This window comes from Pseudonocardia sp. (assembly GCF_035305885.1).
Lineage (GTDB): Bacteria > Actinomycetota > Actinomycetes > Mycobacteriales > Pseudonocardiaceae > Pseudonocardia.
On record NZ_DATGOP010000074.1, the window covers coordinates 1 to 26,527 of the forward strand.

The window sequence follows — 26,527 nt, forward strand, 5'->3', positions numbered from 1 at the left end:
CTCGCCCCAGAACAAGCAGGCCGGCAACAAGATCACCGGCGACTTCAGCCAGTGGCACACGTTCGCCATGGACTGGCTGCCGAACCGCATCACCTGGTACGTCGACGGCGTCAAGCAGTTCGAGACCTTCGACAAGAACGTGATCCCCAAGGTCCCGATGCACATGACGATCCAGCTCGACATGGGGCCCTACCGGGAGTGGATCCCGGCCCCGGACCACACCACGCCGCCCGAGGTCAGCCTGTGGGTGGACTGGGTGAGGATCTACGCCGCGCCGCGGCAGGCGCGGGGCTGACGCGGGCCGCCGCCCCCGTCGGGTAGAAACGCCGAGGTGGAGCTCACCCCCGCGGCGCTGGCCACCGCGCTCGGCCTGCCGCGGCCCACCGACGAGCAGGCCGCGGTGATCGCGGCCCCGCCGGGTCCCGCGCTGGTGGTGGCGGGCGCGGGCGCCGGCAAGACCGAGACGATGGCCGCGCGCGTCGTGTGGCTCGTCGCCACCGGCCAGGTGCTCCCCGAGCAGGTGCTCGGCCTGACGTTCACCCGCAAGGCGGCCCAGCAGCTCGGCGCCAGGGTCCGGGCGCGGCTGCGCCGCCTCGCCGGCACCCGGCTGCTCGACGAGCTCGACCCGAGCGGCAGGCGCCGGGTCGCCGTGCTCGCCGGCGAGCCGACGATCGCCACCTACCACGCCTACGCGGGACGCCTGGTCGGCGAGCACGCGCTGCGACTGCCCGCCGAGCCCGCGGCGCGCCTGCTGGGGCAGACCGCGTCCTGGCAGCTCGCCCACCGGGTCGTCACCACGTGGGCGGAGGACCTGGACGTCGACCTCGTCCCGGCGACCGTCACCGAGCGGCTGCTCGCGCTGGCCGGCGAGCTGGGCGAGCACCTCGTCGACCCGGAGGCGGTGCGCCGCCACGCCGACGCGTTCATCGCCGCGCTCGAGGCGGCCCCGCCCGGCAAGCGCCAACGCGCGGAGCCGTCGCAGACCTACAAGCGGTGGATCGAGGCGCAGCGCCAGCGGAAGGCGCTGCTGCCGCTCGTGGAGGCGTTCGCGGCGCGCAAGCGGGCGGAGCGGGCCGTCGACTTCGGCGACCAGCTGACGATCGCGGCGCGGGTGGCGGCCGAGCACCCCGAGGTCGGTGCGACCGAGCGCGCCACCTATCGGGCCGTGCTGCTCGACGAGTACCAGGACACCGGGCACGCGCAGCGGGTGCTGCTGCGCTCGCTGTTCGGCACCCCGCCCGGGGAACCGCCCCGTCCGGACGCCCCGACCGTCACGGCGGTGGGCGACCCGAACCAGTCGATCTACGGCTGGCGGGGGGCCAGCGCGGGCAACCTCGCCCGCTTCCGCACCGACTTCCCGCTGCCCGACGGGCGGCCTGCGCCCGAGTACGGGTTGCTCACCAGCTTCCGCAACCCGCCGGAGGTGCTGGCGCTCGCCAACGCCGCATCGGCCCCGCTGCGCGGCGCGCCGGGGGCGGTGGGAGTCGGGGAGCTGAAGGCGGGGCCCGGCGCCCGCGCGGGCGACGTCCGGGTGGCGCTGCTGCCGGACGTCGCGTCGGAGATCGACTGGGTCGCCGACGCGATCGCGCAGCGGTGGGAGGAGGCCGACGAGCCGCCCACGTCCGCGGTGCTCGTGCGCCGCCGCGCCGACATGGATCCGATCGCGACCGCCCTGCGCGCCCGCGGCCTGCCGGTGGAGGTCGTCGGGCTCGGCGGCCTGCTCGACACCCCGGAGGTGCGCGACCTGGTCAGCGCGTTGCGGCTCGTGGCCGACCCGCTCGCCGGCCCGGCGGCCGTCCGGCTGCTCACCGGGGCGCGGTGGCGGCTCGGCGTCGCCGACCTCGCCGCGCTGTGGCAGCGCGCCCGCGAGCTCGTGCCCGACCTGCCCGGACCCGACGATCCGCCGACCCCGGAGGCGCTCGCCCACGGGGCGCTGCCCGGCGAGCAGGCCGAGCAGGCGGGGCTCGTCGACGCGCTCGACGACCCCGGCGAGCCGGAGCGCTACTCGCCGGAGGGCTACGCCCGCATCACCCGGCTCGCCCGGGAGCTGGGGTGGCTGCGCTCGCGGGCGTCGGCGCCGCTCACCGACCTCGTCGCCGACGCCGAGCGCGTGCTGCTGCTGGACGCGGAGACCGCGGCCCGGCCGGGCCCGGTCGGGCGGGCGCACCTGGACGCGTTCGCCGACGTCGTGGCCGAGTTCGCCGCGGGCGCCGAGGTGGCGACGCTCCCGGCGCTGCTCGACTTCCTCGAGACCGCCGAGCGCGCCGAGGACGGGCTCACCCCCGGCGAGGTGGAGGTCGCGCCCGACCGCGTGCAGGTGCTCACCGTGCACGCCGCCAAGGGCCTCGAGTGGGAGGTCGTGGCCGTCCCGCACCTGGTCACGGGCGTCTTCCCCGGCCGCAAGCTCAGCGGCACGTGGCTGACCAACCCCGCCGAGCTGCCCGTCGCGCTGCGCGGCGACGCCGACGATCTGCCCGCGCTCGACCTGCCGACGGGCTCACCCGACCGCAAGCAGATCGAGGACGCGGTCAAGGCCCACTCCGACGCCCTCGACGAGCGGCGCCTCGCCGAGGAACGCAGGCTGTTCTACGTGGCGCTCACCCGGGCCGAGCGCGTCCTGCTCGCCTCCGGGCACCGGTGGGGCCCCGCGGGCGAGCGGCCGAAACAGCCCTCGGAGTTCCTCGTCGAGATCGCGCGCGTGCACGGCGCCGAGCGGTGGGCCGAGGAACCCGGCCCCGACGACGTCAACCCGGCCACCGCGGAGCAGCCCACCGCCGTGTGGCCGGTCGACCCGCTGGGGGCGCGGTCCGCGGAGGTGCACGCGGGCGCCGAGCTGGTCCGCTCCGCGCTGCGCGAGCGGGCGGAACGGCGGGCGGCGCAGGCCGAGGCCGCCGCGACGCCGGGCGGGCAGATGGAGCTGCTCGTCCCCGAGCCACCCGCGGATCCGGAACCGGACGACCCGGAGGGCTGGGCCCGCGACGTCGACCTGCTGCTCGCCGAGCGGGCCGCGGCCAGGGCCCGGCCCGAGGTGGCGCTGCCCGCGCAGCTGTCGGTGTCCCAGCTCGTCGAGCTGGCGGCCGACCCGGCCGCGTTGGCCGCCCGCCTGCGCCGTCCGATGCCGCTGCCGCCGAACCCGCACGCCCGCCGCGGCACGGCGTTCCACGCCTGGCTGGAGCAGCGGTTCGGCGTCGCGCAGCTGCTCGACCTGGACGAGCTCCCGGGTGCTGCGGACGAGGGCGCCGCGCCCGACGACGCCCTCGAGGAGCTGCAGGAGGCGTTCCTCGCGAGCGAGTGGGCCGACCGGCGCCCGGTCGAGGCGGAGGTGCCGTTCGAGACCGTGATCGCCGGGGTGGGGGTGCGCGGCCGGATGGACGCCGTGTTCGCCGACCCGGACGGCGGCTTCACGGTCGTCGACTGGAAGACCGGTGCGCTCCCCGAGGACGAGCGGATCCCCGCGCTCACGGTGCAGCTCGCGGCCTACCGCCTGGCGTGGGCGGCGCTGGCCGGCTGCGAGCCGGAGCGGGTGCGGGCGGCGTTCCACTACGTGCGCCACGACGTCACGCTCCGCCCGGCCGACCTGCTCGACGCCGACGGGCTGCGCGCCCTGCTGGACTCGGTGCCGCCCGCGGGCTGAACCTGCAGCTTGCAGTGCGCCAACCTGCAGTCCAGAATGTAGATAATCCCGCTGGAGGTGGTAGCTTCTGCGGAGGTCGAGGTGAGCCTTTCGAACGTGTGGCTGCAGCTGCTCGACGGCGGCTTGGTCCGGGCCGACCAGGTCACCGAGATCACCTTGCACCAGACGCCGGACTTCAACGGCAAGCCGTCCCGGTGGCTGCTCAGCGTCGGCGTCGCCGTACCCGTCGGCAGCGGCGACACGAACGGCTGGCACACCGGCCCGCTGCACCGCACGCTCACCCAGACCGACCACTGCCCGCGCGAGGCACCCGCCGCGCTGGCCCGGCTGCTCACCCAGCTCGACGCGGTCGACGCCGCGGGCATCGTGCGCGCCGACAAGAACCGCGTGCACTCCGCGCCGCACCCGGGGCGCACGGTGGCGGCGGGGGAGGTGCACTTCGGGTTCACCGCCTTCGCCGGCGCGGACCGGCCGTCGATGGCGTCCCTCGTCGAGGGCGAGGGGCCGAGCGACCTGCGCGAACTGACCACACGGGAAACGGCATCCAGCGGCGCGCGCTAGGCGCCGCGCCGCCCCGGTCCTTTCGCTGGTACCGGCCGACCGGTCCGCCGCCCGGGCACCGGAAGGCCGAGGACGTCGCCCGGTGCACCCGCAGGAGGCGCATGACGCAGGAACCGTCACCCCGCTGAACGGAACAGACCGGTGAGGAACAACCTGGGCAGGCTGGACGACGAGGACTACCCCGCGGTCGCCATGGGGCAGGCCGCTGAGCTGCTCGGCGTCCAGCCCGCCTTCCTGCGGAGCCTCGACAACGCGGGCGTCCTGCAGCCGCACCGGACGAGCGGCGGCCACCGCCGCTACTCCCGGCGGCAGCTCGCCCTCGCCGCCCGGCTGCGCGAGCTGCTCGACGAGGGGCACTCGCTCGCCTCCGCGCGGGCGATCTGCGGGCTGGAGGACCAGCTGCGCGCCAGCGACGCCCGGCACCAGGAGACCCACGCCGCGCTCGAGGACGCGCGTGCCGACCTGCGGAGCCGGGACGAGGAGCTGCGGCGGACCCGGGCGGAGCTGCGGGACGTGCGGGAGCAGCTCAGCGATCTGCGGCGCAGGCAGGAGGCGGGGAAGGGCTGAGGCGTTCGCGGGTTCGACGGAACCCGCGCCGGGTCGCTCCGAACCGCAGCACGGCCACCTTCGCGCACGTTCGGCATGAAGGTGGCCGTCCTGCGATGCGGTGGTGCCTGGATACCCCGCGGGGCCGGCCCTAGATCAGCTCCGCCAGCCGCGTGATCGTGTTCCAGTTCCGCGCCGTGACCTCCGCCTCGAGGTGTTGGGCCAGGTACGGGCCGATGTCCGGCGCCGCCATCAGGCCGTCGGGGCACCACTGGTAGACCGCCCGGTCACCCACGCGGGCGTTCTCGGGGTCCTGCGGAACCGGCGGGTGGCCCGCCACCAGGGCCGGGTCGACCGGGCGTAGGTAGACGTGGACCACCATCCGCGAGCCGTTGTCGGCGACGTCGGCGAGCGGGTTGCCCTCGACCACGGTGCGCAGCTCGTCGGCGGTGAGGACCGCGCAGCGCACCGCGAGGCCGAGCCGCTCGCGGAGGGCGTCCTCGATCCGGTCGGCGTGCTCGGCCGGGTCGGCGTCGTCGCCGGTGAGGACGACGTTGCCGCTGTTGAGGTGGGTGCGCACCTGCGTGTAGCCGAGGTCGTCCAGCAGGGCGCGCAGGTCGGCCATCGCCACCCGCTTCGCCTTGCCGACGTTGATCCCGCGCAGCAGGACGGCGTAGCGAGGCACGCCGCGCAGCGTACGCGCGACCCGAGCGGGACGACCCGATCACCGCTTAGGGTCGCCCCATGGGCGCGCGGATCGTGCTGTTCGGGGCCACCGGGTACACGGGCGCCCGCACGGTCGAGGCCATGGTGGCGAGGGGCGTGCGGCCGGTGCTCGCGGGGCGGGACACGCGGCGGCTCGCGGAGCTCGCCGAACGGCTGGGAGGGCTGGAGACCGCACTCGCCCACGTCGGTGAGCCGGCGTCGGTCGCCGCGCTCGTCGGGCGCGGGGACGTGCTGGTCAGCACCGTTGGGCCGTTCACGGCGCTCGGCGAGCCCGCGGTGCGGGCGGCGGTCGAGGCGGGCGCGGTGTACCTCGATTCGACCGGGGAGCCGCCGTTCATCCGGGCGGTGCACGAGCGGTGGGGGCCCGCTGCCGAACGCACCGGCGCCGCGCTGCTCACCGCGTTCGGCAACGACTACGTGCCCGGCGTGCTCGCCGGGGCGCTCGCCCTGCGCGCCGCGGGGGAGGGGGCCGATCGGGTGGACGTCGGCTACTTCCTCTCCGGGCTCGGGGCGGGGCGGCCGTTCTCCCGCGGCACCCTCCGGTCGCTCGCCGGGATCGCCACCCAGCAGCTCTACTCCTTCCGCGACGGCGCGCTGCGCACCGAGCCGGCCGGGGCGCGGATGCGCACGTTCGACGTGGCGGGCCGGCCGCGGCCCGCCGTCACGATCGGCGCGAGCGAGCAGTTCGCGCTGCCACGGATCGCGCCCGGCCTGCGGACGGTGGACGTCTACCTCGGCTGGTTCGGCCGGGCGAGCGGGGCCGTGCACGCGGGGGCGCGCGTCACGCCGCTGCTGTCGCGGCTGCCGCAGCGGGCGGTGCGCGCGGTGGCGGACGTGCTGACCAGGGCGGTCCCCGCCGCCCCTGCCGGGGACGCGCTCGCCACGGCGCGGTCGCACTTCGTCGCGGAGGTCTTCGACGCCACCGGCACCCTGCTCGCCCGCACCCGGCTGACCGCGCCGGAGCCGTACGCGATCACGGCCGACCTGCTCGCGTGGGGCGCGGCGCGGGCCGCCGAGCACGGTGTGTCCGGCAGCGGCGCGCTCGACGCGGTGTCTGCGTTCGGCCTCGACGAGCTGGTGCGTGGTGCGGCCGAGGCAGGCGTCGTGCCGGACGCCGAGTGATCCCGCACGCTTCCGGCGCGGCCGCCGCGCGGCTGCCCCGTCCGCCGGTTACCCTCCGCGCGTGGTGACGGGTCTGGGTCGGTCCGCCGACCGCCGGCCGTTCGCCGACCCGTCGTTGGTCGGCACCATCCGCATGCCCGAGTCGGGAATCAGCCCGGCGGTGGCGCTGCTGCGGCGCGTGCTGATCGCCCTGGGCGCGCTCGTGGCCGCCGCGCTCGTCGTCTACTTCGGCGGCGACGGCTACCAGGACGCCAACAGCGACACCCCGATCTCGCTGGGCGACGCCTTCTACTACGCGACGGTCTCGCTCTCCACCACCGGCTACGGCGACATCGTCCCCGTCACCCCCGAGGCGCGGCTGCTGACCACGGTCGTCATCACGCCGCTGCGCCTGCTGTTCCTCATCGTGCTGGTCGGCACCACGGTGGAGCTGCTCACCGAGCGCTCCCGGCAGGCCGTACGCATCTCGCGCTGGAGGTCTCGCGTGCGCAACCACACCGTCGTCGTCGGCTACGGCACCAAGGGGCGTGCCGCGGTCGAGACGCTGCTCGGCGACGGTGCCGAACCCTCCGACATCGTCGTGGTCGACACCGACCGCAGCCAGCTGGACGCGGCCTCCGCGCTGGGCCTGGTGACCGTCACCGGCAACGCCACCCGCTCGGCCGTGCTGCGCATCGCGGGCATCCAACAGGCCTCCGCGCTCATCGTCGCGACCAACCGCGACGACACCGCCGTGCTGGTCACCCTCACCGCCCGCGAGCTGGCGCCCAACGTGCGGATCGTGGCCTCGGTGCGGGAGTCGGAGAACGTGCACCTGGTGCGCCAGTCCGGCGCCAACTCGGTGATCGTCTCGGCCGAGACGGCGGGTCGCCTGCTCGGCATGGCGACCACCACGCCGAGCGTGGTCGAGGTGGTCGAGGACCTGCTCACCCCGGAGGCCGGTTTCGCGATCAGCGAGCGGGAGGTGGAGGAGCACGAGGTGGGCGGCTCGCCCCGCCACCTGCCGGACATCGTCCTCGGCGTGGTGCGCGGCGACGACCTGTACCGGGTGGACGCCGCCGCCGTCGACGCCCTCGAGCGGGGCGACCGGCTGCTCTACATCAAGAAGGTCACGCTGCCCGACGAAGACTGAGCTCGAACGCCGCGCCCCGCCCGGACGGCGGCTCGACGCAGCGCAGCTCGCCGCCGTGGGCCCGCGCGATGCCCCGCGCGATCGCGAGCCCGAGCCCGGCGCCGCCGTCCTCGCCGCGGGCCTCGTCCAGCCGCACGAGCCGGTCGAAGATCCGCTCGCGGTCGGCGGGTGGGACGCCCGGCCCCTCGTCGGTGACGAGCACGGTGGCCGGGTCGCCCGCCGACACGGTGATGGTCACGGTGCCCGGCCCGGCGTGGCGCCGCGCGTTGTCGAGGAGGTTTCCCAGCACCTGGGCGAGCCGGGAGGCGTCGCCGGCGACGGTGACCGGCTCGCCGCGCACCTCGACCCGCTGGTCCGGGGAGACCAGCCGGGCCCGTTCGGCCTCGGTGCGCGCCAGCTCGAGCAGGTCCACCGGCTCGCGGCGCAGCTCGAGCCCCGCGTCGAGGCGGGCGAGCACCAGGAGGTCGTCGACGAGCCGGCCCGCCCGGCGGCTCTCGCGCAGCATCAGAAGGTGCAGCCGCTCCCGCTCCTCCGGGGGCATGTCCGGGGCGAGCGCCGCCTCGGCGACCGCCTGCACCCCCGCGATCGGGGTGCGCAGCTCGTGCGCGGCGTCGGCGACGAACCGGCGCGTCCGCGCCTCCTCGGCGCGCGCGGCCGCCTCCGCACCCTCCAGGGCGTCGAGCATCTCGTCGAACGCGGCCGCGGTGCGGCCCAGCTCGGTGTCGGTGCGCGTGGGCGCGAGGCGTCTGCCGCGGTCACCGCTGGTGATGGAGCGGGCCAGCGCCGTCATCGCGTCCAGCGGCGCCAGGGCGAACCGCGTGGTGAGCAGCATGACGATCCCGGCCACGGCCAGCGCGGCGAGGCTGAGCACGATCAGCGTGCGGCGCAGCAGCGCCTGCGCGCCGCTCACCGGTCCGCCGCTCGCCACGAGGGTGAGCCGCGACCCGTCGGCGAGCTGCTCCTCAAGGACCTGCGGGCTGCCCCACCCCCCGTCGTCATCGTCGTCGTCCCACCAGCGGCGGTGGTCGGGGCCGGGCGGCCCGTCCCGCCACGGCGGCCGCAGCCGCGGCGCGTCCTCGTCGGGGTCGCCCGCGTAGACGCGCCCGTCGGCGGTGACCAGCTCGGCGCGGATCCCGGGCGCCTCCACCCGCCGCGCCACCTCGTCGGCCGGCACGCCCTGCGCGACGAGCTGGCCCGCGAGCGCGGCGCGCACGTTCAGCTGCTGGCGCAGCTCGAAGCGGACCTGGGCGGTGAACACGACGTCGGTGAGGACCCCGACCACCAGCAGCACGGCCGCCAGCACGGTCAGGCTGAGCACCGTGACCCGGCGCCGCAGCGAGACCGTCCGCAGCCTGCCGGTCACCCGTCCGCCTCGCCGTCGGAGCGCAGGACGTAGCCGAGCCCGCGCACGGTGTGCACCAGCCGCGGTTCACCGAGCTTCCGGCGCAGCGCGGAGACGTGGACCTCGACCAGGTTGGGGTCGTAGTCGGTGTAGCCCCACACCCGCGTGAGGATCTGCCCCTTGCTGACCACCCGCCCGCGCTGCGCGGCGAGGTAGTCCAGCAGCCGCAGCTCGGTGGCGGTGAGCTCGATCGGGACACCGCGGCGCAGCACGGTGCCCGCGGCGGCGTCGATCACCAGGTCCCCGACCTCCACCGTGGACGGCGTGCGCCCCATCCGGCGCAGCACGGCCGTCACCCGCGCGACGAGCTCGGCCAGCGCGAACGGCTTGACCACGTAGTCGTCGGCGCCGCCGTGCAGGCCGCGCAGCCGGTCGTCGACGGCGTCGCGGGCGGTCAGCATCACCACGCCCGCGTCGCTGCGGCGCCGCACGACGTCGAGGAGGGCGAAGCCGTCGCGGCCCGGCAGCATCACGTCGAGCACCACCAGGTCCGGGCGGAACCTCGCCAGGTCCTCCTCCAGCGTGCGGCCGTCCGGGCGCCCGGCGGCGCCGAACCCGGCGTCGCCGAGCCCGGCGACCACGGCGGTGCGGATCGCCTCGGCGTCCTCCACCACCAGCACGCGCGCGGTCACGACGCCCATTCTCCCGGCGCGGGCGCGGGCGAGCCTGAAGATCGGCTGAAGGTGTGGGCGGGCTTCAGGCCGGCTTCAGGAACGGGCGGAAGCGTCGGTGGGGAAGTCACCGACCTTCCGAGGGGAGCACGAGGATGAGCACCAGCGAACCACCCACCACCGCGACCGATGCGCCGCGCCGGTCCTGGCGGTCGCGCCTGCGCAGCCGCGGCGTCGTGATCACCGCGATCATCGCCGCGCTGGTCGTGATCGGCGGGGTCGCCACCGCGCTGCTGCTGCCCGACCGCGACGAACGCCGGTTCGGCCCCGGCTTCGACCGCGCGGGTTGGTGGAGCGAGGAGGGCCCGTGGGGCGACGACCGGCGCGGGCCGATGGCCCGCCACCGGGGCGGCGACGACGGCTGGTTCGAGCACCGCGGCCCGCGCGGCGGTGGCTTCGACCTCGGCGACGAGCCCGTGGTCACCGGCACCGTCGCGTCCGTGGCGAACGGCTCGATCGCCGTGGACGTCGACGGCGCGGGCCAGCGGACGCTGCGCACCGACGGCGACACCCGGGTGCGCGGCTCGTCCAACAGCGGGCTGGGCGACCTGCAGGTCGGCGAGCGCGTGGTCGTCCTGGTCGAGGGCACCGGGGAGGCCGCGACCGCGGAGGCGATCTGGGTGCCGCAGGCCCGCGTGGCCGGCACGGTCACCGCCGTCAGCGGGGACACCGCCACCGTGACCTCGGTGTACGGCCTGCCGGTCACCGTGGACACCGCCGCGCTGACCCAGAAGCCCGCCGTCGGGGACGTCGTGGTGCTCACCGGCACCGCCGACGCGAGCGGGATCCACGCCGACGGGATCCGGGTGCTGCCGAAGGCCTCCTGAACGGCCGGTGGATCAGCCCTGCGCGCCGATCAGCGCGCCGGGGTCGGCGAGCACGCCCTGCACGACCGCGGTGGCGGCCCCGTGCAGGGCGGCGTCGGTTCCCAGCGTCGAGCAGCTGACCTCGACGCCCGTCCGGGAGAACACGCGGGCCTGCAGCTCGGCGCGCACCGCGTCGAGCAGCGGGGGCCCGACGCCCGGGTACCCGCCGCCCAGCACCACGGCCGGGACGTCGAGCAGGTGCACGGCGCCCGCCAGCGCGATGCCGAGCGCCCGGCCCGCTTCACGGACGGCTTCGGGCCCGGCCTCGGGTCCGGTCAGCGCCTCCAGCCCGGCGACGGTCTCCAGGCAGCCCCGGCCGCCGCAGTGGCAGGGCCGCCCGTCGGGGTCGACGACGACGTGCCCGATCTCGCCGGCCCGCCCGCTCGCCCCGGCGAACAGCGCGCCGCCGAGCAGCACCCCGGCGCCCACCCCGATGCCGCCGGAGACGACGATCGCGTCGGCCGGCCCGCCCGCCCACCGCTCGGCCAGCGCGGCGAGGTCGGCCTCGTTGGCCGCGCGCACCGGCACACCGCGCAGCCGGGCGCCGAGCGCGGGCCCGACGGCGACGTCGACCCAGCGCGGGAGGTTCGGGGCGCGCTCCAGCACCCCGTCCGGCCCGACGACGCCGGGCAGGGCGACCGTCGCGCCCGCGATCGGCAGTCCCGCCTCGGCCACGACCTCCGCGGCGAGCGCGGCGAGGCGGCCGAGCGCGGCGTCCGGGACGTCGTCGCGGTGGTCGGACGGCACCGTGCGCTGCACGCGCACCGCGCCGGTGAGGTCGACGACGCAGGCGCCGACCGCGTCCACCCGCACCTCCAGGCCGAGCCCGGCGGGCCCGCGCGGGTCCAGCCGCAGCGGGCTGGCCGGCCGGCCGGGGCCGCCGCGCGCCGCGGCGAGCTCCGTGACGAGCCCGGCCGCGATCAGTTCCTCGACCAGCGACGACACGGTGCCCCGGGTGAGGCCGGTGCGGGCCGCCACCCCGGCCCGCGACAGCGGCTCCGGCCCGGCGACCTCACCCAGCACGAGCGCCAGGTTGTGCCGCCGGACCGTGTGCTGTCCCGCGGGAACGCTCACCGCGACTCGCCCGCACCCGGAGCGCGACTCGCGCGCGCCCGGGGCGCGACTCGCCGAGGGGTCACGAGCCCTGGCGCCGGGCCGTGAGCTCGCGGACCTGTGCGTAGCGCTCGCGGACCGCGGGCGTGGGGTCGGCGTCGAACGTCTCGGTGTCGGCCGCCTCCCACACCGGCGGGGTGGCACCGCCCGCGAGCACCCACGCCGCCTGCCGGGCCGCCCCGTCGGCGACGTACTCGCCGGGGGTCGGCCGCAGCACGGTCTGCCCGAGCACCGCGGGCGCGATCCGGGCGAGCGCCTCGGACCGCGCGCCGCCGCCCACGAGGAAGGCCCGCTCCAGCGGCACGCCCGCCGCCCGGAACGCATCGAGCGCGTCGGCGAGCCCGCACAGCAGGCCCTCCACCGCGGCGCGCGCCAGGTGGGCGGGCGTGGAGCTGGTGAGCGTGAGCCCGTGCAGCGCGCCGGTGGCGTCCGGGCGGTTGGGCGTGCGCTCGCCCTCCAGGTAGGGGACGAGCACGAGGCCGTCGGCCCCGGGCGGGGCCGAGAGCGCGAGCCGGGAGAGCCCCTCGTGGTCCACCCCGAGCATGCGCGCCGCCGCGTCGAGCACGCGGGCGGCGTTGAGCGTGCAGACCAGCGGCAGGTGCTCCCCGGTCGCGGACGCGAAGCCGGCGATGATCCCGGTCTCGTCCGCGGTCGGGGTCGGGCTGACCGTGGACACCACCCCGGACGTGCCGATCGAGATCACCACGTCGCCGACGGCGGCGCCGAGGCCGAGCGCGGCGCCCGCGTTGTCGCCCGCCCCGGGCCCGACGAGCACGCCGTCCGGGGTGCGGCCCGCCGCCTCGGCCGGGCCGAGCACGCGCGGCAGCCGCACGTCGGACCGGCCGAGCGCGCGCTCCAGCAGGTCGAGCCGGTACTCCCCGGTGACGCCGGAGAAGTAGCCCGTGCCGCTGGCGTCGGAGCGGTCGGTGACGAGGTCGTCCAGCGAGCCGGTGCCGAGCAGCTTCCAGGTGAGCCAGTCGTGCGGCAGGCACACCGCCGCGGTGGCGGCGGCGTGCTCGGGCTCGTGCTGGGCGAGCCAGCGCAGCTTCGTGACCGTGAACGACGCGACCGGCACGCTGCCGACCGCCTCCGCCCACTCCCCGGCGCCCAGCTCGGCGACGAGGTCGTCCGCCGCGCCCGCGGAACGGGTGTCGTTCCACAGCAGCGCGGGGCGCACGACCTCCCCGGACTCGTCGAGGCAGACCATCCCGTGCTGCTGGCCGGCCACCGCGATCGCCTCGACCCCGTCGAGGCCGCCCGCGTCGGCGATCGCCGATTGCAGGGCCTCCCACCACGCCGAGGGGTGCACCTCGGTGCCGTCCGGGTGCTTGGCCCGCCCCGAGCGGACCAGCGCGCCGGTCTCGGCGTCGCGGATCACCACCGTGCACGACTGGGTCGACGAGTCGACCCCTGCCACGAGGCTCATCGCGCGCCCGTGAGGTGCTCCACCGCCAGCTGCGCGAGGCGCACGTAGCCGTAGCCGCGCTCGCCGGCCTTGTCGGCGTCGAAGTCCTCGAAGGCCGAGCGGTCGGCCTTGAGGTCGGCGACGGTCTCGCCCGGGTTCAGCGTGGGCTTGGCCAGGTCTGCCACGCCGGCGACGGCCATCGCCTCGGCCACCTCCGGGTCGGCGCGGAACGCCGCGGCGCGCTCCTTGAGGATCAGGTAGGTCTTCATGTTGGCCGCCGCGGAGGCCCACACGCCGTCGATGTCCTCGGTGCGCAGCGGCTTGTAGTCGAAGTGGCGGGGGCCGTCGTAGCGCGGGCCGCCGCCGGGCGCCCCGTTCTCCAGCAGGTCGACCGTGGAGAACGCGTTGAGCAGGTCGCCGTGGCCGAACACGAGGTCCTGGTCGTACTTGATGCCGCGCTGGCCGTTGAGGTCGATGTGGAACAGCTTGCCGGCCCACAGTGCCTGCGCGATGCCCGCGGTGTAGTTCAGCCCGGCCATCTGCTCGTGCCCGACCTCGGGGTTGATGCCGACGATGTCGCCGTGCTCCAGCTCGGCGATGAACGCGAGCGCGTGCCCGGCCGTGGGCAGCAGGATGTCGCCGCGGGGCTCGTTCGGCTTCGGCTCGATCGCGAAGCGGATGCCGTAGCCCTGCTCCTTGACGTACGCGGCGAGCGTGTCGATGGCCTCCCGGTAGCGGTCGAGGGCCGCGGCGACGTCCTTGCCGGAGTCGACCTCGGCGCCCTCGCGGCCGCCCCAGAACACGTAGGTCTTCGCGCCCAGCTCGGCGGCCAGGTCGAGGTTGCGGATGACCTTGCGCATCGCGAACCGGCGCACGCCCCGGTCGTTGCTGGTGAACGCGCCGTCCTTGAAGACGGGGTGGGTGAACAGGTTGGTCGTCATCATCGGGACGACCATCCCGGTCTCGTCGAGCGCCGCCTTGAACCGGGCGATGATCCGGTCGCGCTCGGCCGCGTCCGTGCCGAAGGGGATCAGGTCGTCGTCGTGGAACGTGACCCCCCACGCGCCGAGCTCGGAGAGGCGGTGCACCGACTCGATCGGGTCGAGGGCCGGGCGGGTGGCGTCACCGAACGGGTCGCGGGCGGGCCAGCCGACCGTCCAGAGCCCGAAGCTGAAGCGGTCCTCACGGGTGGGCTGCGGCATGGGAAAACCCCTTTGTTCGGCCATCGTACAAACTCCGGGCAACGGTAGCGTGCTGCGGGTGCGTCTGGCTACGTGGAACGTGAACTCGGCCCTCACCCGGCTGCCCCGCCTGCTGCCGTGGCTCGACGAGCGTGCCCCGGACGTCGTGTGCCTGCAGGAGACCAAGCTCTCGGACGAGGCGTTCGCCGAAGCCTTCGACGCGCCGCTCGCGGAGCGCGGCTACGCCGTCGCCCACCACGGCGAGGGCCGCTGGAACGGGGTGGCGCTGCTGTCGCGGGTCGGGCTCGACGACGTCGTGCGCGGGCTGCCGGGCGAGCCGCGTTTCCCCACGCCCGACTCCCCGCCGGAGGCCCGAGCGATCTCGGCGACGTGCGGCGGGCTGCGGATCACCTCGGTCTACGTGCCCAACGGCCGCTCCCCCGACGACCCGCACTACCTCTACAAGCTGGAGTGGCTCGCCGCGCTGCGGGAGTCGATCACCGACCCGGCGAGGACGGTGGTGGCGGGCGACATGAACATCGCCCCGACCGACGACGACCTGTGGGATCCGGCGGTCTTCGTCGGCTCCACCCACGTCACCCCCGCCGAGCGCAAGGCGCTCGAGGAGATCAAGGGCCTCGGGCTGCACGACGTGGTGCGCGACCGGTGGCCCACCGAGCGCATCTTCACGTACTGGGACTACCGGGCCGGGCGGTTCCACCAGGACCTGGGCATGCGCATCGACCTCGTGCTCGCGGGCGCCGACCCCGCGGCGCGGGTGCGGGCGGCGTGGGTGGACCGCAAGGCCCGCAAGGGCAGTGGCCCGAGCGACCACGCGCCCGTGATCGTCGACCTCGACGAGGCGCCGGACGGCGACGCGGGCCCCGTGGTGCCGCCGCCCTCCGCGCCGAAGAAGCTGCCGCACCGGCCCTGACCCGGTGGGAGGCCGGCGCGGCGGGCGGTACCCGCAGTACGGTCCGCCGCCCGCGCCGGTCGCGGTCGGGCGGCCGGCTGCTGCGGGCTTGCTCGCCGTCGCGGCGCTGCCGGCGGTGACGTCCCGCGAGGTGGCCGACCCCGCCGCCGCGCGGGCGCTCGGGGTGGGCAGCGGAGGCGCGCTGCTCGGCGTCGTCTTCGCGATCTGGACGCGGCTGGGCACGCAGATGCGCAACGCCGCGGAGTTCTCCGCTGGGAACGGCGGCGGGTACGCGTACGAGGTCGGCGTCGGTGGCCACCGCGTCCTCGTCGCGGCGCGGGGCGCCGCAGCTCGGGCCACCCGGGCCCGGTGGGTACCCGCAGCGCGGGCCGCGGTGGCAGCCCCCGGCGCCGCCCAGCCGCCCCACCGGCCGTCGCCCCCGCCCCCGTCCTGACCTGGCGGACGGCTGGCACGGCGGCCGGTCCACCTGGGAGAGTGATCTCATGTCGGGGGCATACGCGTACCCGCAGTACGGCCCACCACCCGCGCCGTTCGCGGTCGGGCGGCTGGTGGCAGCGGGTCTCTTCGCCGTGGCGGCGGCGTTCGCGGTGGGCGGCAGCTTCGGGGCGTTCAGCGTCTACCGGTTCGAGTCGCGGCTGTCCCGCGGCCCGTCCAGCTCCACCACCACGACCACCGGGTGGGGTTCGTTCGAGGACCCGCTCCCCGCCGACCCGCTGCCCACGCCGAAGATCCTCTACGGGATCCCGCTCGTGGTGGCGGGCGTGCTGGCCCTCGTGGTCGCGCTCCTGCTCGTGCTGTCGGCCCGCAGGCCGACCGAGCCTCCCGCCGTCCGGTCGTTCGGGGTGGGCACCACGGGCCTGCTGGTGGGCGTCGTCTCGGTGATCTGGCTGCAGCTGATCACGATCGCCCGCAACATCGCGGTGAACCGCCCGACCGACGACATCGCCTTCTCGTCCAGCTACGTGATCGGCACCGGCGGGTACCTCATCCTCCTCGCCGCGCTCTTCGCGCTCGCCGGCGCGGTGGTGCTGGTGGTCCCGCGGCGACCGGCGCCGCAGCCCGTGCCACCCGGCCCGGCGATGTACCCGCCGCTCGGGCCGGAGGGCCAGTGGCAACAGGCCCAGTGGCAGCAGCAGGCGCAGTGGCAGCAGCCCCGGTGGCAGCAGCCCCCGTCGCCGTACTGGCAGGCGCCGCCGCCCGGGTGGGGTCCGCCCTCGCAGTCGTGACGGCCCCGCGCCCACCCCGGCGACGTCACACGACCGGGCGGAGTTCGCCGGTTTCGGCTGCGGGCCGACCTGGTTGGCGCCACGGTGCACGCGTCCAGGAGACGAAGGAGGAGCCGTGCGCACCGGTCCCATCAGGCGGGTCGCCGCCAACGCGGTCGCCCTGATCGCGGTTCTCGGCATCGTGTTCGGCGCCGTCACGGCGTGCGGGTCGGCCGAGCAGACCGCCCCGCAGCCCGCGCCGACCGGCGGCGCGGGGGACGCCGCCACCCCCGGTGGCGCGGACCAGGGCGGCGCAGGTGGCCCGCTCGGGGCGGCCGGGTCCGCCGCGGCCGCGCTCGCCGCGCTCGGCGGTCTCGGCGAGTCGCAGGGCGTCGCCCAGGACGTGCGCACGCTCGCCGCCCAGTACTCGACCGACGGGCAGGCGCTGCTCGAGCAGCTCTCCGCGGGGGCGGACGGCGCCCTCGACGCGGCGCCCACGCCCGAGCAGCAGGCCACCCTCGCCGACCTGCGCGCCCGCAGCGGCGAGCAGTTCGACCAGGGCTGGCTGCGGGCCGCGGGCCAGCTCCAGCAGCAGGTGCGGGACGCGGCGAACGCCGTCCTCGCCGACGACGGCGCCTCCCCGGAGGCCAAGGCCGCGGCGCAGGAGGCGCTGCGCCGCCTCGACGCGCTCACCGGGCAGCTCGAGCAGGCGGCGGACTCGGCGGGTGCGTCGGCGCCGAGCTCCGTCGACGCCGGCAGCGGCGGGCAGGCCGCGGGGGACGTCACGCCCGTGGCGGTCGGCCTGGTCGGCCTCGGGGCCCTGCTGCTCGCCGGTGCGCTGTGGTGGCGGCGCCGATCGGCCTGATCCCCGCCGGGACCGGCGCCGCCGCCGGCCCCACCGCCTCACCCGCCCGCGGCCGGCGCACGACCCGTGCGCTCCTGGCCGCGGGCGCGGTGTGCGTGACGGCAGGGCTCACGATGCTCGACCCCGCGCCCGGCGCGAACGTGGCCACGCTGGACGCCCCCGCGGCTCCGGCGCGGGTCGCCCCGGACCCGTTCGCGCTGCACCCGCCCGCGCCGGCCGGTGGTGGGCTGCTCGCGCGGGCGGCCCACGGCGAGGCGCCCGCGACGGCGGTCCCGGTCGGCACGCCGCCGGTCGAGCTCGTGCTCCCCGCGCGCGGGGTGCGCGCCCCGGTGGTGGCCGTCCGCACGGGCCCCGAGGGGGCGCTCGTGGTGCCGGAGCCCCCGTCCACGGTCGGCTGGTGGGCGCCGAGCGCGCTGCCCGGCGGCGCGGCCGGCACGACGGTGCTCGCCGGGCACGTCGACTCGCGGATCGGCGGGCTGGGTGCGCTCGCGGTGCTGCGGGACGTCGGCGAGGGCGAGGAGATCGTGGTGCACGGGGCCGACGGCCGGGCGCTCGGCTACCGTGTGACCGGCCGCCGCCAGCACGCGAAGGCCGAGCTCCCGCCGGAGGTGTTCGCGGTGGGCGGGCCGCCCCGCCTGGTGTTGATCACCTGCGGCGGGGCGTTCGACCGCCGCACCCGGCACTACTCCGACAACGTGGTGGTCGTCGCCGACCCCGCCTGACCGGCCGCGCGCGGCGCGCCCAGCAGACCGATCAGCCCCAGCGCGACGAGCAGCGCGATCAGCGCGGGCAGCGCGACCGCGGGCGCACCGAGCAGCGCGAGCGCCGCCCCGCCCGCGCCGATGAGCGCGGCGGTGCCGAGCTGGTCGGCGATCTGGGCGGCCGAGGTGTGGAAGCCGGTCTCGTGCGCCTCGGACTGCTGCAGCAGCAGGAACGACACCGACGAGAACCCGAGCCCCATGCCGAGCCCGGCGACCGCCCAGAACGGCAGCGCCAGCCACGCGACGCCCCACGAGGGCGCGACCAGCAGCATGCCGGCGGCACCCGTGGTGACCAGGGCGAACCCGATGCGCAGCAGCCGCGGGCGGGGCAGGTCGGGATGCTTGCCCTGCCACGCCGACGCCGTCGACCAGGCCAGCGCGCCGACGATCAACGGCAGGCCCGCCGCGGCGAGCGACCAGCCGTGGGTCGCCTCGAGCATGAGCGGCACGTAGGAGTTGATCGTGAAGAACACGCCCGCGAGCAGGCCGCGCGCCGCCACCACGGTGGGGATCCCGCGCCGCAGCCGGAACACGCCGCGCGGGAACAGCCGCCGCGTCGACGGGACCAGCACGGCGAGCGCCGCCGCGGCGACGAGCGCCGCGGCGGCCGAGACGTTCTGCGACGCCCAGCTCAGGGCGGCCACGCCGGCGGAGGCCCCGAGCGCGGCGAGCGCCACGGCGGGCCGGTCCGCTCCCTCCCGGCGCTCGGGCCGGGTCAGGGTGCGCACCGTGGGCACGATGAGGCTCGTCGCCACGGCCACGAGCGGGATCAGCCCGAGGAACACCCAGTGCCACGAGAACGCCTCGGTGACCAGCCCGGAGACCGGCGGGCCGAGCAGCGCGGGCAGGACCCAGGCCGAGGAGATGAGGCCGAACACCGCAGGCCGCGCCCGCTCCGGGTACACGGCCGCGATCAGCACGAAGATCGCGACGCTCGTCATGCCGGCGCCCGCGCCCTGCAGCACGCGGCCGACGAGCAGCTGGGCCATCGTCGTCGCCGTGCCCGCGACCAGCAGGCCTGCGCCGAACAGCAGCGGGGACACCACCAGCGCCACGCCCGGCCCGGCGCGGTCGCACCAGCGGCCGCCGAGGACGGTGGCGAACACCGACGAGGCCATGAAGGTCACGAACGGCCAGGCGTAGAGCGCGACGCCGCCGAGGTCGGCGACGAGCGCGGGCATCGCCGTGTTGACGCCCATCGCCTCGAACGCGATGAGGCTGATCAGCAGGACGATGCCGATCGTCGTCGCCCGCCGGCTCGGTCCGAACAGCTCGTCGCGAACGGCGGTGGTGGGCTCGGCTGCGGTCACGCGCTCGATCGTGCAACCTGAACCCGCGTTCAGGTCAACTCGGTTATCCCGCGGTGCGCGCGGACAGCCCTGCCGGTGCTGGTCAGGGGCGGCGTGGCAACCTGTCTCAGGTGAGCACCAGCACAGCCGCCCCCACCGACACCCCAGAGGCCACCGCCGTGCGGGAGGCCGCCCAGCGCGCCGCGGCCGCCGCGCCGGGCGTGCGCGCCGCGGGCGGCCCGGCCGTCGACGCCGCGCTGCGCGCCGCGGCGGGGCTCCTGCGGGAGCGGGAGGGCGACCTGCTCGCCGCGAACGCCGCCGACGTGGCGGCGGCCGAGCGGGGCGGGATGGCCCCCGGCCTGCTGGACCGGCTGCGCCTCACGCCGGAGCGGCTCGCCGACATCGCCACCCAGCTCGAGGTGCTCGCCGACACCCCCGAGCCCCCCGCGCAGCGGGAGGTGCGCACGCTGCCGAGTGGCGAGCGCGTCCTCGAGCGGCGGGTTCCGGTCGGCGTGATCGGGGCGGTGTTCGAGGCCCGCCCCAACGTCACCGTGGACGTCGCCTCGCAGGTGCTCAAGGCCCGCAGCGCGGCCGTGCTGCGCACCGGGTCGGCCGCGCTGGGCTCGGCCCGCGCCCTGGTCGACCTCGTGATCGCGCCCGCGCTGGAGCGCAGTGGCGTGCCGGCCGGTGCCGTGCAGCTGGTCCCCACGCCGGGCCACGCCGGGGCGGAGGCGCTGGTCGGCATCCCCGACCTCGTCCCGCTGGTGGTGGTGCGCGGCAGCGGCGAGGTCACGCGCAAGCTGTCGGCGCTCGGCGCGGCCGCGGGCACCCGGGTGCTCGCCCACGCCGACGGGGGCGGCGTGCTCTACCTGGACGCGAGCGCCGACCCGGACACCGTCACGCGGCTGGTCACCGAGAGCACCGACCGGCTGGGCGTCTGCAACCGGCTGAACCTGCTGCTGATCGACCGGCCCGCCTACGACCGGCTGTGGCCGGTGGCCGAGGCGGCCCTGCGCGAGCGGGGGATCACCCCGAGCCTGCCGCCGCACCCGCACCCGCTCGGCCACGAGTGGGCGCTCGACGCCGGATCCGAGGCCCACGTCACCGTCGCCCCGGTGGACGGGCCGCTGGACGCAGCGGCCGTCGCGAACCGGGAGACCTCGGGGCTCGCCGCCACCGTCTGCGCCACCGACGAGGCGGCGGCGACGGCGTTCATCGACGCCTACACCGGCACCGGGGTGTTCTGGAACGCCACCACCCGGCTCCTGGACGGCTACAAGCTGCTCGGCCTGCCCGAGACCGGCATCAACGTCGACCGCACGCCGGGCCCGCGCGGGCCGGTGACCTACCTCGACCTGTCGCTGCGGCAGTTCGTGGTGCTGCCCGCCTGAGCCCGCACCTCGCGGGGGGTGCAGCCGAACCGGGCCTTGAACGCCCGGCTGAAGTGCGAGGCGTCCACGAAGCCCCACGAGAAGGCGATGTCGCTGATCGTGCGGTGGCGCTGCGCCGGGTCGCACAGCTCCCTCCGGATCGCGTCGAGCCGCTGCGCCCAGATCCACTCGGCGATCGAGCACGGTTCGCCCGCGAACGCGCGGTGCAGCGTGCTGACCGACGTGTGCAGCGCGGCGGCGATCACGGCCACCGTGAGGCCGGGGTCGCGCAGCCGGGCGCGGGCGCAGGCCTTGATCTGCTCCCGCCGCGCGGCCAGCTCCGGTTCCGGGGCGGGCTCGGTGGGTGCGAGCGAGCTGAGCCCGGCCACGACGATGTGCTCGACGCCTTGCGCCACCGCGGCGGCCGCGGCCGGCTCCAGCACGTCCACATCGGCGGCGAGCGTCCGGATCATCTCGATCATGAGGTGACCGGCGCCGCGGGAGCCGTGCACGACCCGGGCGGTGAGCTCCGGCGCCCGGCGCAACTGCGAGCGCAGCGTCGGGCCGGGCAGCATGAGCACGTACTGCTGGAACGCCGCGTCGAAGTGCAGCTCGTAGGGCCGGGTGGAGTCGTAGAGGGCGAAGTCGCCCGGCCCGAGCACGGCGGTGCGCCCGTCCTGTACCACCGCGCCCCTCCCGCGGGTCTGGATGCTCACGAGGAAGTAGTCCTCGGCGGCCGCGGCGATGAGCGACGGCGTGCGCCGCACGCGTTGCGCGGTCGCCGTGACCCGGGAGAGCTCGAGCGTGGCGAGCGAGTCGGCGCGGATCTCCCCGACCACGTCGCGGCCGGGGGCGGTGGTGTCGAGCCGGACGTAGGTGTCCGACACGGCCTCGTTCCAGTAGGCCAGCCGCTCGTGCGCGTCCACCACGTCGGTGCTGAGCACGCGCGCCATGGGGAGACGGTAGGAACGCGCCCGCGGCCGGACAAGGGCCGGACGGGGGCGGTGCGCCGCAGAGTCAACAGAACCGACACGCACGGACCAGCGCCGCCGCCGGGGCGCGGCCACGCTACCCGGGTATGGCACACCCCCGGTTCCGCGCCGCCGCCGTGCAGGCGGCACCCGCGTTCCTCGACCTCGACGCGGGCATCGACTCCGCGATCGCGCTGATCGAGGAGGCCGCCGCGAACGGCGCGCAGCTGATCGGCTTCCCGGAGACGTTCCTGCCGGGCTACCCGTGGTTCATCTGGCTCGACGCGCCGGCGTGGGGCCTGCAGTTCTTCCCGCGCTACCACGACAACTCGCTGGCCTACGGCTCGCCGCAGGCCGAGCGGCTGGCCGCGGCGGCACGGGAGAACGAGATCACCGTGGTGATGGGGCTGTCGGAGCGGCAGGCGGGCAGCCTCTACATCGCGCAGTGGATCATCGGGCCGGACGGCGAGACGATCGCGCAGCGCCGCAAGCTCAAGCCCACCCACGTCGAGCGCACCGTGTTCGGCGAGGGCGACGGCAGCGACCTGTCGGTGTACGACACCCCGCTCGGCCGGCTCGGCGGGCTCTGCTGCTGGGAGCACCTCCAGCCGCTGTCGAAGTACGCGATGTACGCGCAGAACGAGCAGGTGCACGTGGCGGCGTGGCCCAGCTTCTCGCTCTACGTGGGCGCCGCGCACGCCCTCGGCCCCGAGGTCAACACCTCGGCGAGCCGCATCTACGCCGTCGAGGGCGGCTGCTTCGTCATCGCCCCGTGCGCCACCGTGTCCGAGGAGATGGTGGAGCTGCTGTGCACCGACGACACCAAGCGGGCGCTGCTGCAGCCGGGCGGCGGCCACGCGCGGATCTTCGGCCCCGACGGCAGCCTCCTGCACGAGCCGCTCCCCCCGGACGCCGAGGGGCTCGTCTACGCCGACCTGGACCTCGGCATGATCTCCCTGGCGAAGGCCGCCGCCGACCCGGCGGGGCACTACGCTCGCCCCGACGTCACCCGGCTGCTGCTCAACAAGACACCCGGCGACCGGGTCGTCCCGTTCTCCGCGCCCGGCGTCGAGATCGAGGGCGAGCTGCCGACCGGCCCGACCCGCATCCCAGCGGAGGCGTGAGCCGTGGAGTCGGCGATCCCGGCGCACCTCGCCGGTCCGCGCACCCTGCCCGCCCGCATGCGCGGCGGGTGGACCCCGCCGTACCCGTCCTACGTCGCTCGCATGCAGCCGCGGATCCGCCAGGTCGTCATGGCCTACTTCGGGCTGCAGCCGCGCGGGGAGCCGCCTGCGGCCGCGCTCGCCGACCTCGCCGCGGCCTTCGCGGCCGCCGACGGGCCCGGCCACCACGAGGTCGCGACGGACGGGGCGGACGTCGTCGCCATCGCCTACTGGGACGACCCCGCCCGGTACGACCGCTGGGCCACCGCCCACCGCGAGCCGTGGCTCGGCGCGGGCGACGGCTGCGGGCGCTGGGCGGAGGTCCTGCGGGTGGGCGTGCACGAGCACGAGACGCTGTTCTCCTCGCTCGGGCGCCCGGAGGGCGTCGCCGCGCTCGCCGCGGGCATGAGCGGCGAGGTCGCCGAGCACGGCTACTGGGGCGGGATGCGCGACCGCATCCCGCTGTCGGCCACCGATCCCCTGGAACCGGCGGGCAGCCCCGTCGTCGAGCGGGACGCCGACCGGGTGCGGATCCGCCCGCACGGTGGCATCTGCCTGATCCGCTCCGGCCAGGACTGGACCGAGCCGGTGCTGCGGGCCGGGATGGACTTCCTCGCCACCGAGGGCAGGCGGATCGGCTGCTACGCCAACCGCTACCTCACCGTCGTGCGGGACGGCGGGCCGGTGGAGCGCACGTTCGGCATGAGCTGGTGGCGCAGCCTCGCCGACCTGGAGCGGTGGGCCGAATCCCACCCGACCCACGTCGCGATCTTCGGGGCGGCGATGCGGTACCTGTCCACCCTCGGCCCGTCGGCCCGGTTGCGGCTCTACCACGAGGTGTCCGTGGTGGCCGAGGGCGACGCGGTCTTCGAGTACGTCGGCTGCCGCCCCGGCACCGGTCTGCTCGGCGCGCTGCCGGGGTAGGCACCGGGCCGCCGTCTCGGGATACATTCGGCGGCGTGCCTGCGCCAGAACTGCATCGGACGACGCTGCCCAACGGGCTGCGGGTCCTCCTCGTCCCGGACCCCGCCACCCCCGTCGTCGGCGTCGCCGTGCACGTCGACGTGGGCTTCCGGTCGGAGCCCGAGGGGCGCACCGGATTCGCCCACCTGTTCGAGCACCTGATGTTCCAGGGCAGCGAGAGCCTGGAGAAGCTCGCCCACTTCCGGCACGTCCAGGGCTCGGGCGGGGTGTTCAACGGCTCGACCCACCAGGACTACACCGACTACTTCCAGGTGCTGCCCGCCGCGGCGCTGGAACGCGCGCTGTTCCTGGAGGCCGACCGGCTGCGCGCGCCCAAGCTCACGCAGGAGAACCTGCGCAACCAGGTGGACGTGGTGAAGGAGGAGATCCGGCTCAACGTCCTCAACCGCCCCTACGGCGGGTTCCCCTGGATCCTGCTGCCGCCGGTGCTGTACGACACCTTCCCCAACGCCCACAACGGATACGGCGACTTCTCCGAGCTGGAGCAGGCCTCGCTCGACGACGCCGCCGCGTTCTTCGACACCTACTACGCGCCGGCCAACGCGCAGGTCACGGTCGCCGGCTACCTCGACGTCGACGAGGCGCTGCGGCTGGTGGAGCGCCACTTCGGCGACATCCCGGCCCGCCCGGCGCCGGAGCGGCCGTCGTTCGCCGAGCCGCTGCCCACCGGGGAGCGGCGCCAGACCGTGGTCGACGCCCACGCCCCGCTGCCCGCCATCGCGCTGGGCTACCGGATGCCCGACCCCGGCACCGACCTCGACGGCTACCTCGGGCACGCGCTGCTCGGCTCGGTGCTCGGCGACGGGGAGGCCGCGCGCCTGCAACGCAGGCTGGTGCACACCGACGGCCTGGTCACCGACGTCTCCGCGAGCGCGGGCCTGATGGGCCCGCTCGACGCCCGCGACCCCGACACGTTCACGATCACCGCGGTGCACCCGGCGTCGGTCGACCCGGACCGCGTGGTTGCCGCGGTCGACGAGGAGTTGGACAAGCTCGCCGCCGAGGGCCCGAGCGAGGACGAGCTCGCCCGCCAGGTGGCGCGCTGGTCGGCCGGCCTGCACCAGGAGAACGACCGCGTCATGTACCGGATGCTCGGCCTGGGCGCCCGCGAGCTGCTCTACGGCCGGGCCGAGATCAGTGCCGAACTGCCCGATCGGCTCGCCGCCGTCACCCCCGAGCAGGTGCGCGAGGCCGCGGCCGCGCTGCGCTCCGGCGGGCGCGGCGTGCTGCTCGTGGAGCCGAAGGAGGGCGAATGACCGTCACGAGCCACCGCAGCGCGGAGGAGATCGGCCGCACCGCGCTCGGGCCGCGCCCGCTGCCGCCGCTCGGGCCCACCCGCGCGGTGCCGCTGCCGGACGTCGTGGAGAGCGTCCTGCCGAACGGGTTGCGCGTGCTCGCCGCGCGCCGGGCGAGCGTGCCGATGGTCGAGCTGCGGCTGCGCGTGCCGTTCGCCGGGGACGTGCCCGAGCACCCCGCGGTCGCGGAGCTGCTCGCGTCCACGCTGCTCACCGGCACCGCCACCCGCGACCGGGTCGGCATCGACGACGAGCTGGCCGCGGTCGGCGGCGACCTCGGCGTGAACGTCGACCCCGAGCGGCTGCAGATCTCCGGCTCCGGCCTCGCCGAGGGACTGCCCGACCTGCTCGCGGTCCTCGCCGACGTGCTCACCTCGGCCACCCACCCCGACCACGAGGTGGCCCGCGAGCGCGACCGGCTCGTCGAGCGGATCACCGTGGCGCGGGCGCAGCCGCGCACGATCGCCCGCGAGGCCCTGCAGCGCAAGCGGTTCGGCGACCACCCGATCGTCCGGGAGATGCCCACGGGGGAGGAGGTCGCCGCCGTCGACGTCGAGCAGGTGCGCGCCCTGCACGCCGCGGCGCTCGTGCCCGGCGGGTCCACGCTCGTCCTCGTCGGCGACATCGACGCCGACACGGCGATCGCGCAGGTCGAGAAGGCGATGAGCGGCTGGACCGCCGACCACCCGGCCCGCGAGCTCGACCCGCCGCCCGCGGTCCGGCCGTCGGACCTGCAGCTCGTGCACCGGGCCGGGTCCGTGCAGTCGCAGCTGCGGCTCTCGGCGCCCGCGCTGCGCCGCCACGACGAACGCTACGCGGCGCTGCAGCTGGCCAACCTCGTGTTCGGCGGCTACTTCTCCTCGCGCTGGATGGAGAACATCCGCGAGGACAAGGGCTACACCTACGGCGCCCACTCCGGGATCGAGTTCGTGCCCGGTGGGGCGGTCCTCGGCGTCGAGACGGACGTGGCGAGCGACGTCACCGCCGCCGCGCTGCTGGAGACCCGCTACGAGCTGGGCAGGCTCACCGCCGTGCCGCCGACCGCCGCCGAGGTCGACGCCGCCCGCGCCTACGCCGTCGGGTCGCTGCTCATCTCGCTCGACAACCAGGGCGGCCTCGCGTCCACCCTGTCGGCGCTCGCCGCCGACGGGCTCGGCATCGAGTGGCTGCGCGAGCACCCCGGCCGGCTCGAGTCGGTCACGGTCGAGCAGGTGGCCGAGGTGGCGCTGGAGTTCTTCGCGCCGACGGCGTTCACCGGTGTGGTCGTCGGCGACGCCGACGTGATCGGCACCAGGGTCCGCGCGCTGGGCGGGGTCGTCGGTCCGTGAGCT

25 protein-coding genes are annotated in these 26,527 nt (G+C 76.2%); 17 read left to right on the forward strand and 8 right to left on the reverse strand.

Annotated features, from left to right (window positions below; all coding sequences use genetic code 11):
- From VKZ81_RS15315 to VKZ81_RS15330, 4 genes are all read left to right on the forward strand, one after another.
- A partial coding sequence (locus tag VKZ81_RS15315) for a glycoside hydrolase family 16 protein (RefSeq protein WP_324242226.1) occupies positions 1–295 on the forward strand: 295 nt, incomplete at its 5' end.
- Between the two features lie 36 nt (positions 296–331).
- Positions 332–3,634, forward strand: coding sequence for an ATP-dependent helicase (locus VKZ81_RS15320; RefSeq protein WP_324242227.1), 3,303 nt, complete (start codon positions 332–334; stop codon positions 3,632–3,634).
- Between the two features lie 81 nt (positions 3,635–3,715).
- Positions 3,716–4,195 (forward strand): hypothetical protein, encoded by a 480-nt coding sequence (locus VKZ81_RS15325; RefSeq protein ID WP_324242228.1) that lies wholly within the window; start codon positions 3,716–3,718, stop codon positions 4,193–4,195.
- A gap of 141 nt (positions 4,196–4,336) precedes the next feature.
- A complete protein-coding gene (locus VKZ81_RS15330; protein WP_324242229.1) occupies positions 4,337–4,762 on the forward strand; it encodes a helix-turn-helix domain-containing protein in 426 nt (141 codons plus the stop codon).
- Positions 4,763–4,892: 130 nt separating this feature from the next.
- Here the strand turns inward: VKZ81_RS15330 and VKZ81_RS15335 are convergent, their stop codons facing one another.
- A complete protein-coding gene (locus VKZ81_RS15335) occupies positions 4,893–5,426 on the reverse strand; it encodes a DUF1697 domain-containing protein (RefSeq protein WP_324242230.1) in 534 nt (177 codons plus the stop codon).
- Between the two features lie 59 nt (positions 5,427–5,485).
- Between VKZ81_RS15335 and VKZ81_RS15340 the strand changes: the two genes are divergently transcribed.
- Entirely contained in the window at positions 5,486–6,589 is a 1,104-nt protein-coding gene (locus VKZ81_RS15340) for a saccharopine dehydrogenase family protein (RefSeq protein WP_324242231.1), read from the forward strand.
- A gap of 133 nt (positions 6,590–6,722) precedes the next feature.
- The gene (locus VKZ81_RS15345; RefSeq protein ID WP_324242260.1) at positions 6,723–7,721 is read left to right on the forward strand and encodes a potassium channel family protein; all 999 of its coding nucleotides are present in this window, start codon (positions 6,723–6,725) and stop codon (positions 7,719–7,721) included.
- On the opposite strand, the gene VKZ81_RS15350 is transcribed toward VKZ81_RS15345, so the two are convergent.
- Together VKZ81_RS15350 and VKZ81_RS15355 are read right to left on the reverse strand one after the other, a co-directional pair.
- The gene (locus VKZ81_RS15350; RefSeq protein ID WP_324242232.1) at positions 7,699–9,084 is read right to left on the reverse strand and encodes a sensor histidine kinase; all 1,386 of its coding nucleotides are present in this window, start codon (positions 9,082–9,084) and stop codon (positions 7,699–7,701) included. The two genes, VKZ81_RS15345 and VKZ81_RS15350, sit on opposite strands and share 23 nt — an antisense overlap.
- On the reverse strand, positions 9,081–9,764 hold the full coding sequence (locus VKZ81_RS15355) for a response regulator transcription factor (RefSeq protein ID WP_324242233.1): 684 nt from the start codon (positions 9,762–9,764) through the stop codon (positions 9,081–9,083). The genes VKZ81_RS15350 and VKZ81_RS15355 overlap by 4 nt, the downstream gene beginning before the upstream one ends.
- 125 nt (positions 9,765–9,889) lie before the next feature.
- Between VKZ81_RS15355 and VKZ81_RS15360 the strand changes: the two genes are divergently transcribed.
- A complete protein-coding gene (locus VKZ81_RS15360; protein ID WP_324242234.1) occupies positions 9,890–10,621 on the forward strand; it encodes a hypothetical protein in 732 nt (243 codons plus the stop codon).
- Between the two features lie 12 nt (positions 10,622–10,633).
- Here VKZ81_RS15360 and VKZ81_RS15365 read toward each other — a convergent pair whose 3' ends face one another.
- From VKZ81_RS15365 to xylA, 3 genes are all read right to left on the reverse strand, one after another.
- Positions 10,634–11,734 (reverse strand): ROK family transcriptional regulator, encoded by a 1,101-nt coding sequence (locus VKZ81_RS15365; protein ID WP_324242235.1) that lies wholly within the window; start codon positions 11,732–11,734, stop codon positions 10,634–10,636.
- Between the two features lie 61 nt (positions 11,735–11,795).
- Complete coding sequence (gene xylB, locus VKZ81_RS15370; RefSeq protein ID WP_324242236.1) at positions 11,796–13,199, reverse strand: xylulokinase; 1,404 nt, start codon at positions 13,197–13,199, stop codon at positions 11,796–11,798.
- On the reverse strand, positions 13,196–14,380 hold the full coding sequence (xylA, locus tag VKZ81_RS15375; protein ID WP_324242237.1) for a xylose isomerase: 1,185 nt from the start codon (positions 14,378–14,380) through the stop codon (positions 13,196–13,198). Before xylA ends, xylB begins: the two co-directional genes overlap by 4 nt.
- A gap of 58 nt (positions 14,381–14,438) precedes the next feature.
- On the opposite strand from xylA, the gene VKZ81_RS15380 reads away from it, so the two are divergent.
- The 5 genes from VKZ81_RS15380 to VKZ81_RS15400 all read left to right on the forward strand — a co-directional run bounded on the left by VKZ81_RS15380 (position 14,439) and on the right by VKZ81_RS15400 (position 18,085).
- A complete protein-coding gene (locus VKZ81_RS15380) occupies positions 14,439–15,293 on the forward strand; it encodes an exodeoxyribonuclease III (RefSeq protein ID WP_414709386.1) in 855 nt (284 codons plus the stop codon).
- A gap of 4 nt (positions 15,294–15,297) precedes the next feature.
- The gene (locus VKZ81_RS15385) at positions 15,298–15,726 is read left to right on the forward strand and encodes a hypothetical protein (protein ID WP_324242239.1); all 429 of its coding nucleotides are present in this window, start codon (positions 15,298–15,300) and stop codon (positions 15,724–15,726) included.
- A gap of 49 nt (positions 15,727–15,775) precedes the next feature.
- Positions 15,776–16,519: a hypothetical protein gene (locus tag VKZ81_RS15390; protein WP_324242240.1), complete on the forward strand. Its 744-nt coding sequence runs from the start codon at positions 15,776–15,778 to the stop codon at positions 16,517–16,519.
- Between the two features lie 115 nt (positions 16,520–16,634).
- Positions 16,635–17,363, forward strand: a complete 729-nt coding sequence (locus VKZ81_RS15395) for a DUF4142 domain-containing protein (RefSeq protein WP_324242241.1) — start codon at positions 16,635–16,637, stop codon at positions 17,361–17,363.
- On the forward strand, positions 17,342–18,085 hold the full coding sequence (locus tag VKZ81_RS15400; protein ID WP_324242242.1) for a class F sortase: 744 nt from the start codon (positions 17,342–17,344) through the stop codon (positions 18,083–18,085). Before VKZ81_RS15395 ends, VKZ81_RS15400 begins: the two co-directional genes overlap by 22 nt.
- Here the strand turns inward: VKZ81_RS15400 and VKZ81_RS15405 are convergent.
- Positions 18,046–19,434, reverse strand: coding sequence for an MFS transporter (locus VKZ81_RS15405; RefSeq protein ID WP_324242243.1), 1,389 nt, complete (start codon positions 19,432–19,434; stop codon positions 18,046–18,048). The two genes, VKZ81_RS15400 and VKZ81_RS15405, sit on opposite strands and share 40 nt — an antisense overlap.
- A 110-nt stretch (positions 19,435–19,544) precedes the next feature.
- On the opposite strand from VKZ81_RS15405, the gene VKZ81_RS15410 reads away from it, so the two are divergent.
- Positions 19,545–20,804, forward strand: coding sequence for an aldehyde dehydrogenase family protein (locus VKZ81_RS15410; RefSeq protein WP_324242244.1), 1,260 nt, complete (start codon positions 19,545–19,547; stop codon positions 20,802–20,804).
- Here VKZ81_RS15410 and VKZ81_RS15415 read toward each other — a convergent pair.
- Positions 20,759–21,736, reverse strand: a complete 978-nt coding sequence (locus VKZ81_RS15415; RefSeq protein ID WP_324242245.1) for an AraC-like ligand-binding domain-containing protein — start codon at positions 21,734–21,736, stop codon at positions 20,759–20,761. The genes VKZ81_RS15410 and VKZ81_RS15415 overlap by 46 nt on opposite strands.
- A gap of 125 nt (positions 21,737–21,861) precedes the next feature.
- On the opposite strand from VKZ81_RS15415, the gene VKZ81_RS15420 reads away from it, so the two are divergent.
- From VKZ81_RS15420 to VKZ81_RS15435, 4 genes are read left to right on the forward strand one after another with little or no spacing between them, the layout of a single operon-like run.
- The gene (locus tag VKZ81_RS15420; protein WP_324242246.1) at positions 21,862–22,878 is read left to right on the forward strand and encodes a carbon-nitrogen hydrolase family protein; all 1,017 of its coding nucleotides are present in this window, start codon (positions 21,862–21,864) and stop codon (positions 22,876–22,878) included.
- Positions 22,879–22,881: 3 nt separating this feature from the next.
- Positions 22,882–23,841: a phenylacetaldoxime dehydratase family protein gene (locus VKZ81_RS15425; RefSeq protein ID WP_324242247.1), complete on the forward strand. Its 960-nt coding sequence runs from the start codon at positions 22,882–22,884 to the stop codon at positions 23,839–23,841.
- Between the two features lie 35 nt (positions 23,842–23,876).
- Positions 23,877–25,157: a M16 family metallopeptidase gene (locus VKZ81_RS15430; protein WP_324242248.1), complete on the forward strand. Its 1,281-nt coding sequence runs from the start codon at positions 23,877–23,879 to the stop codon at positions 25,155–25,157.
- On the forward strand, positions 25,154–26,524 hold the full coding sequence (locus VKZ81_RS15435) for a M16 family metallopeptidase (protein WP_324242249.1): 1,371 nt from the start codon (positions 25,154–25,156) through the stop codon (positions 26,522–26,524). The genes VKZ81_RS15430 and VKZ81_RS15435 overlap by 4 nt, the downstream gene beginning before the upstream one ends.
- Positions 26,525–26,527 lie beyond the last annotated feature (3 nt).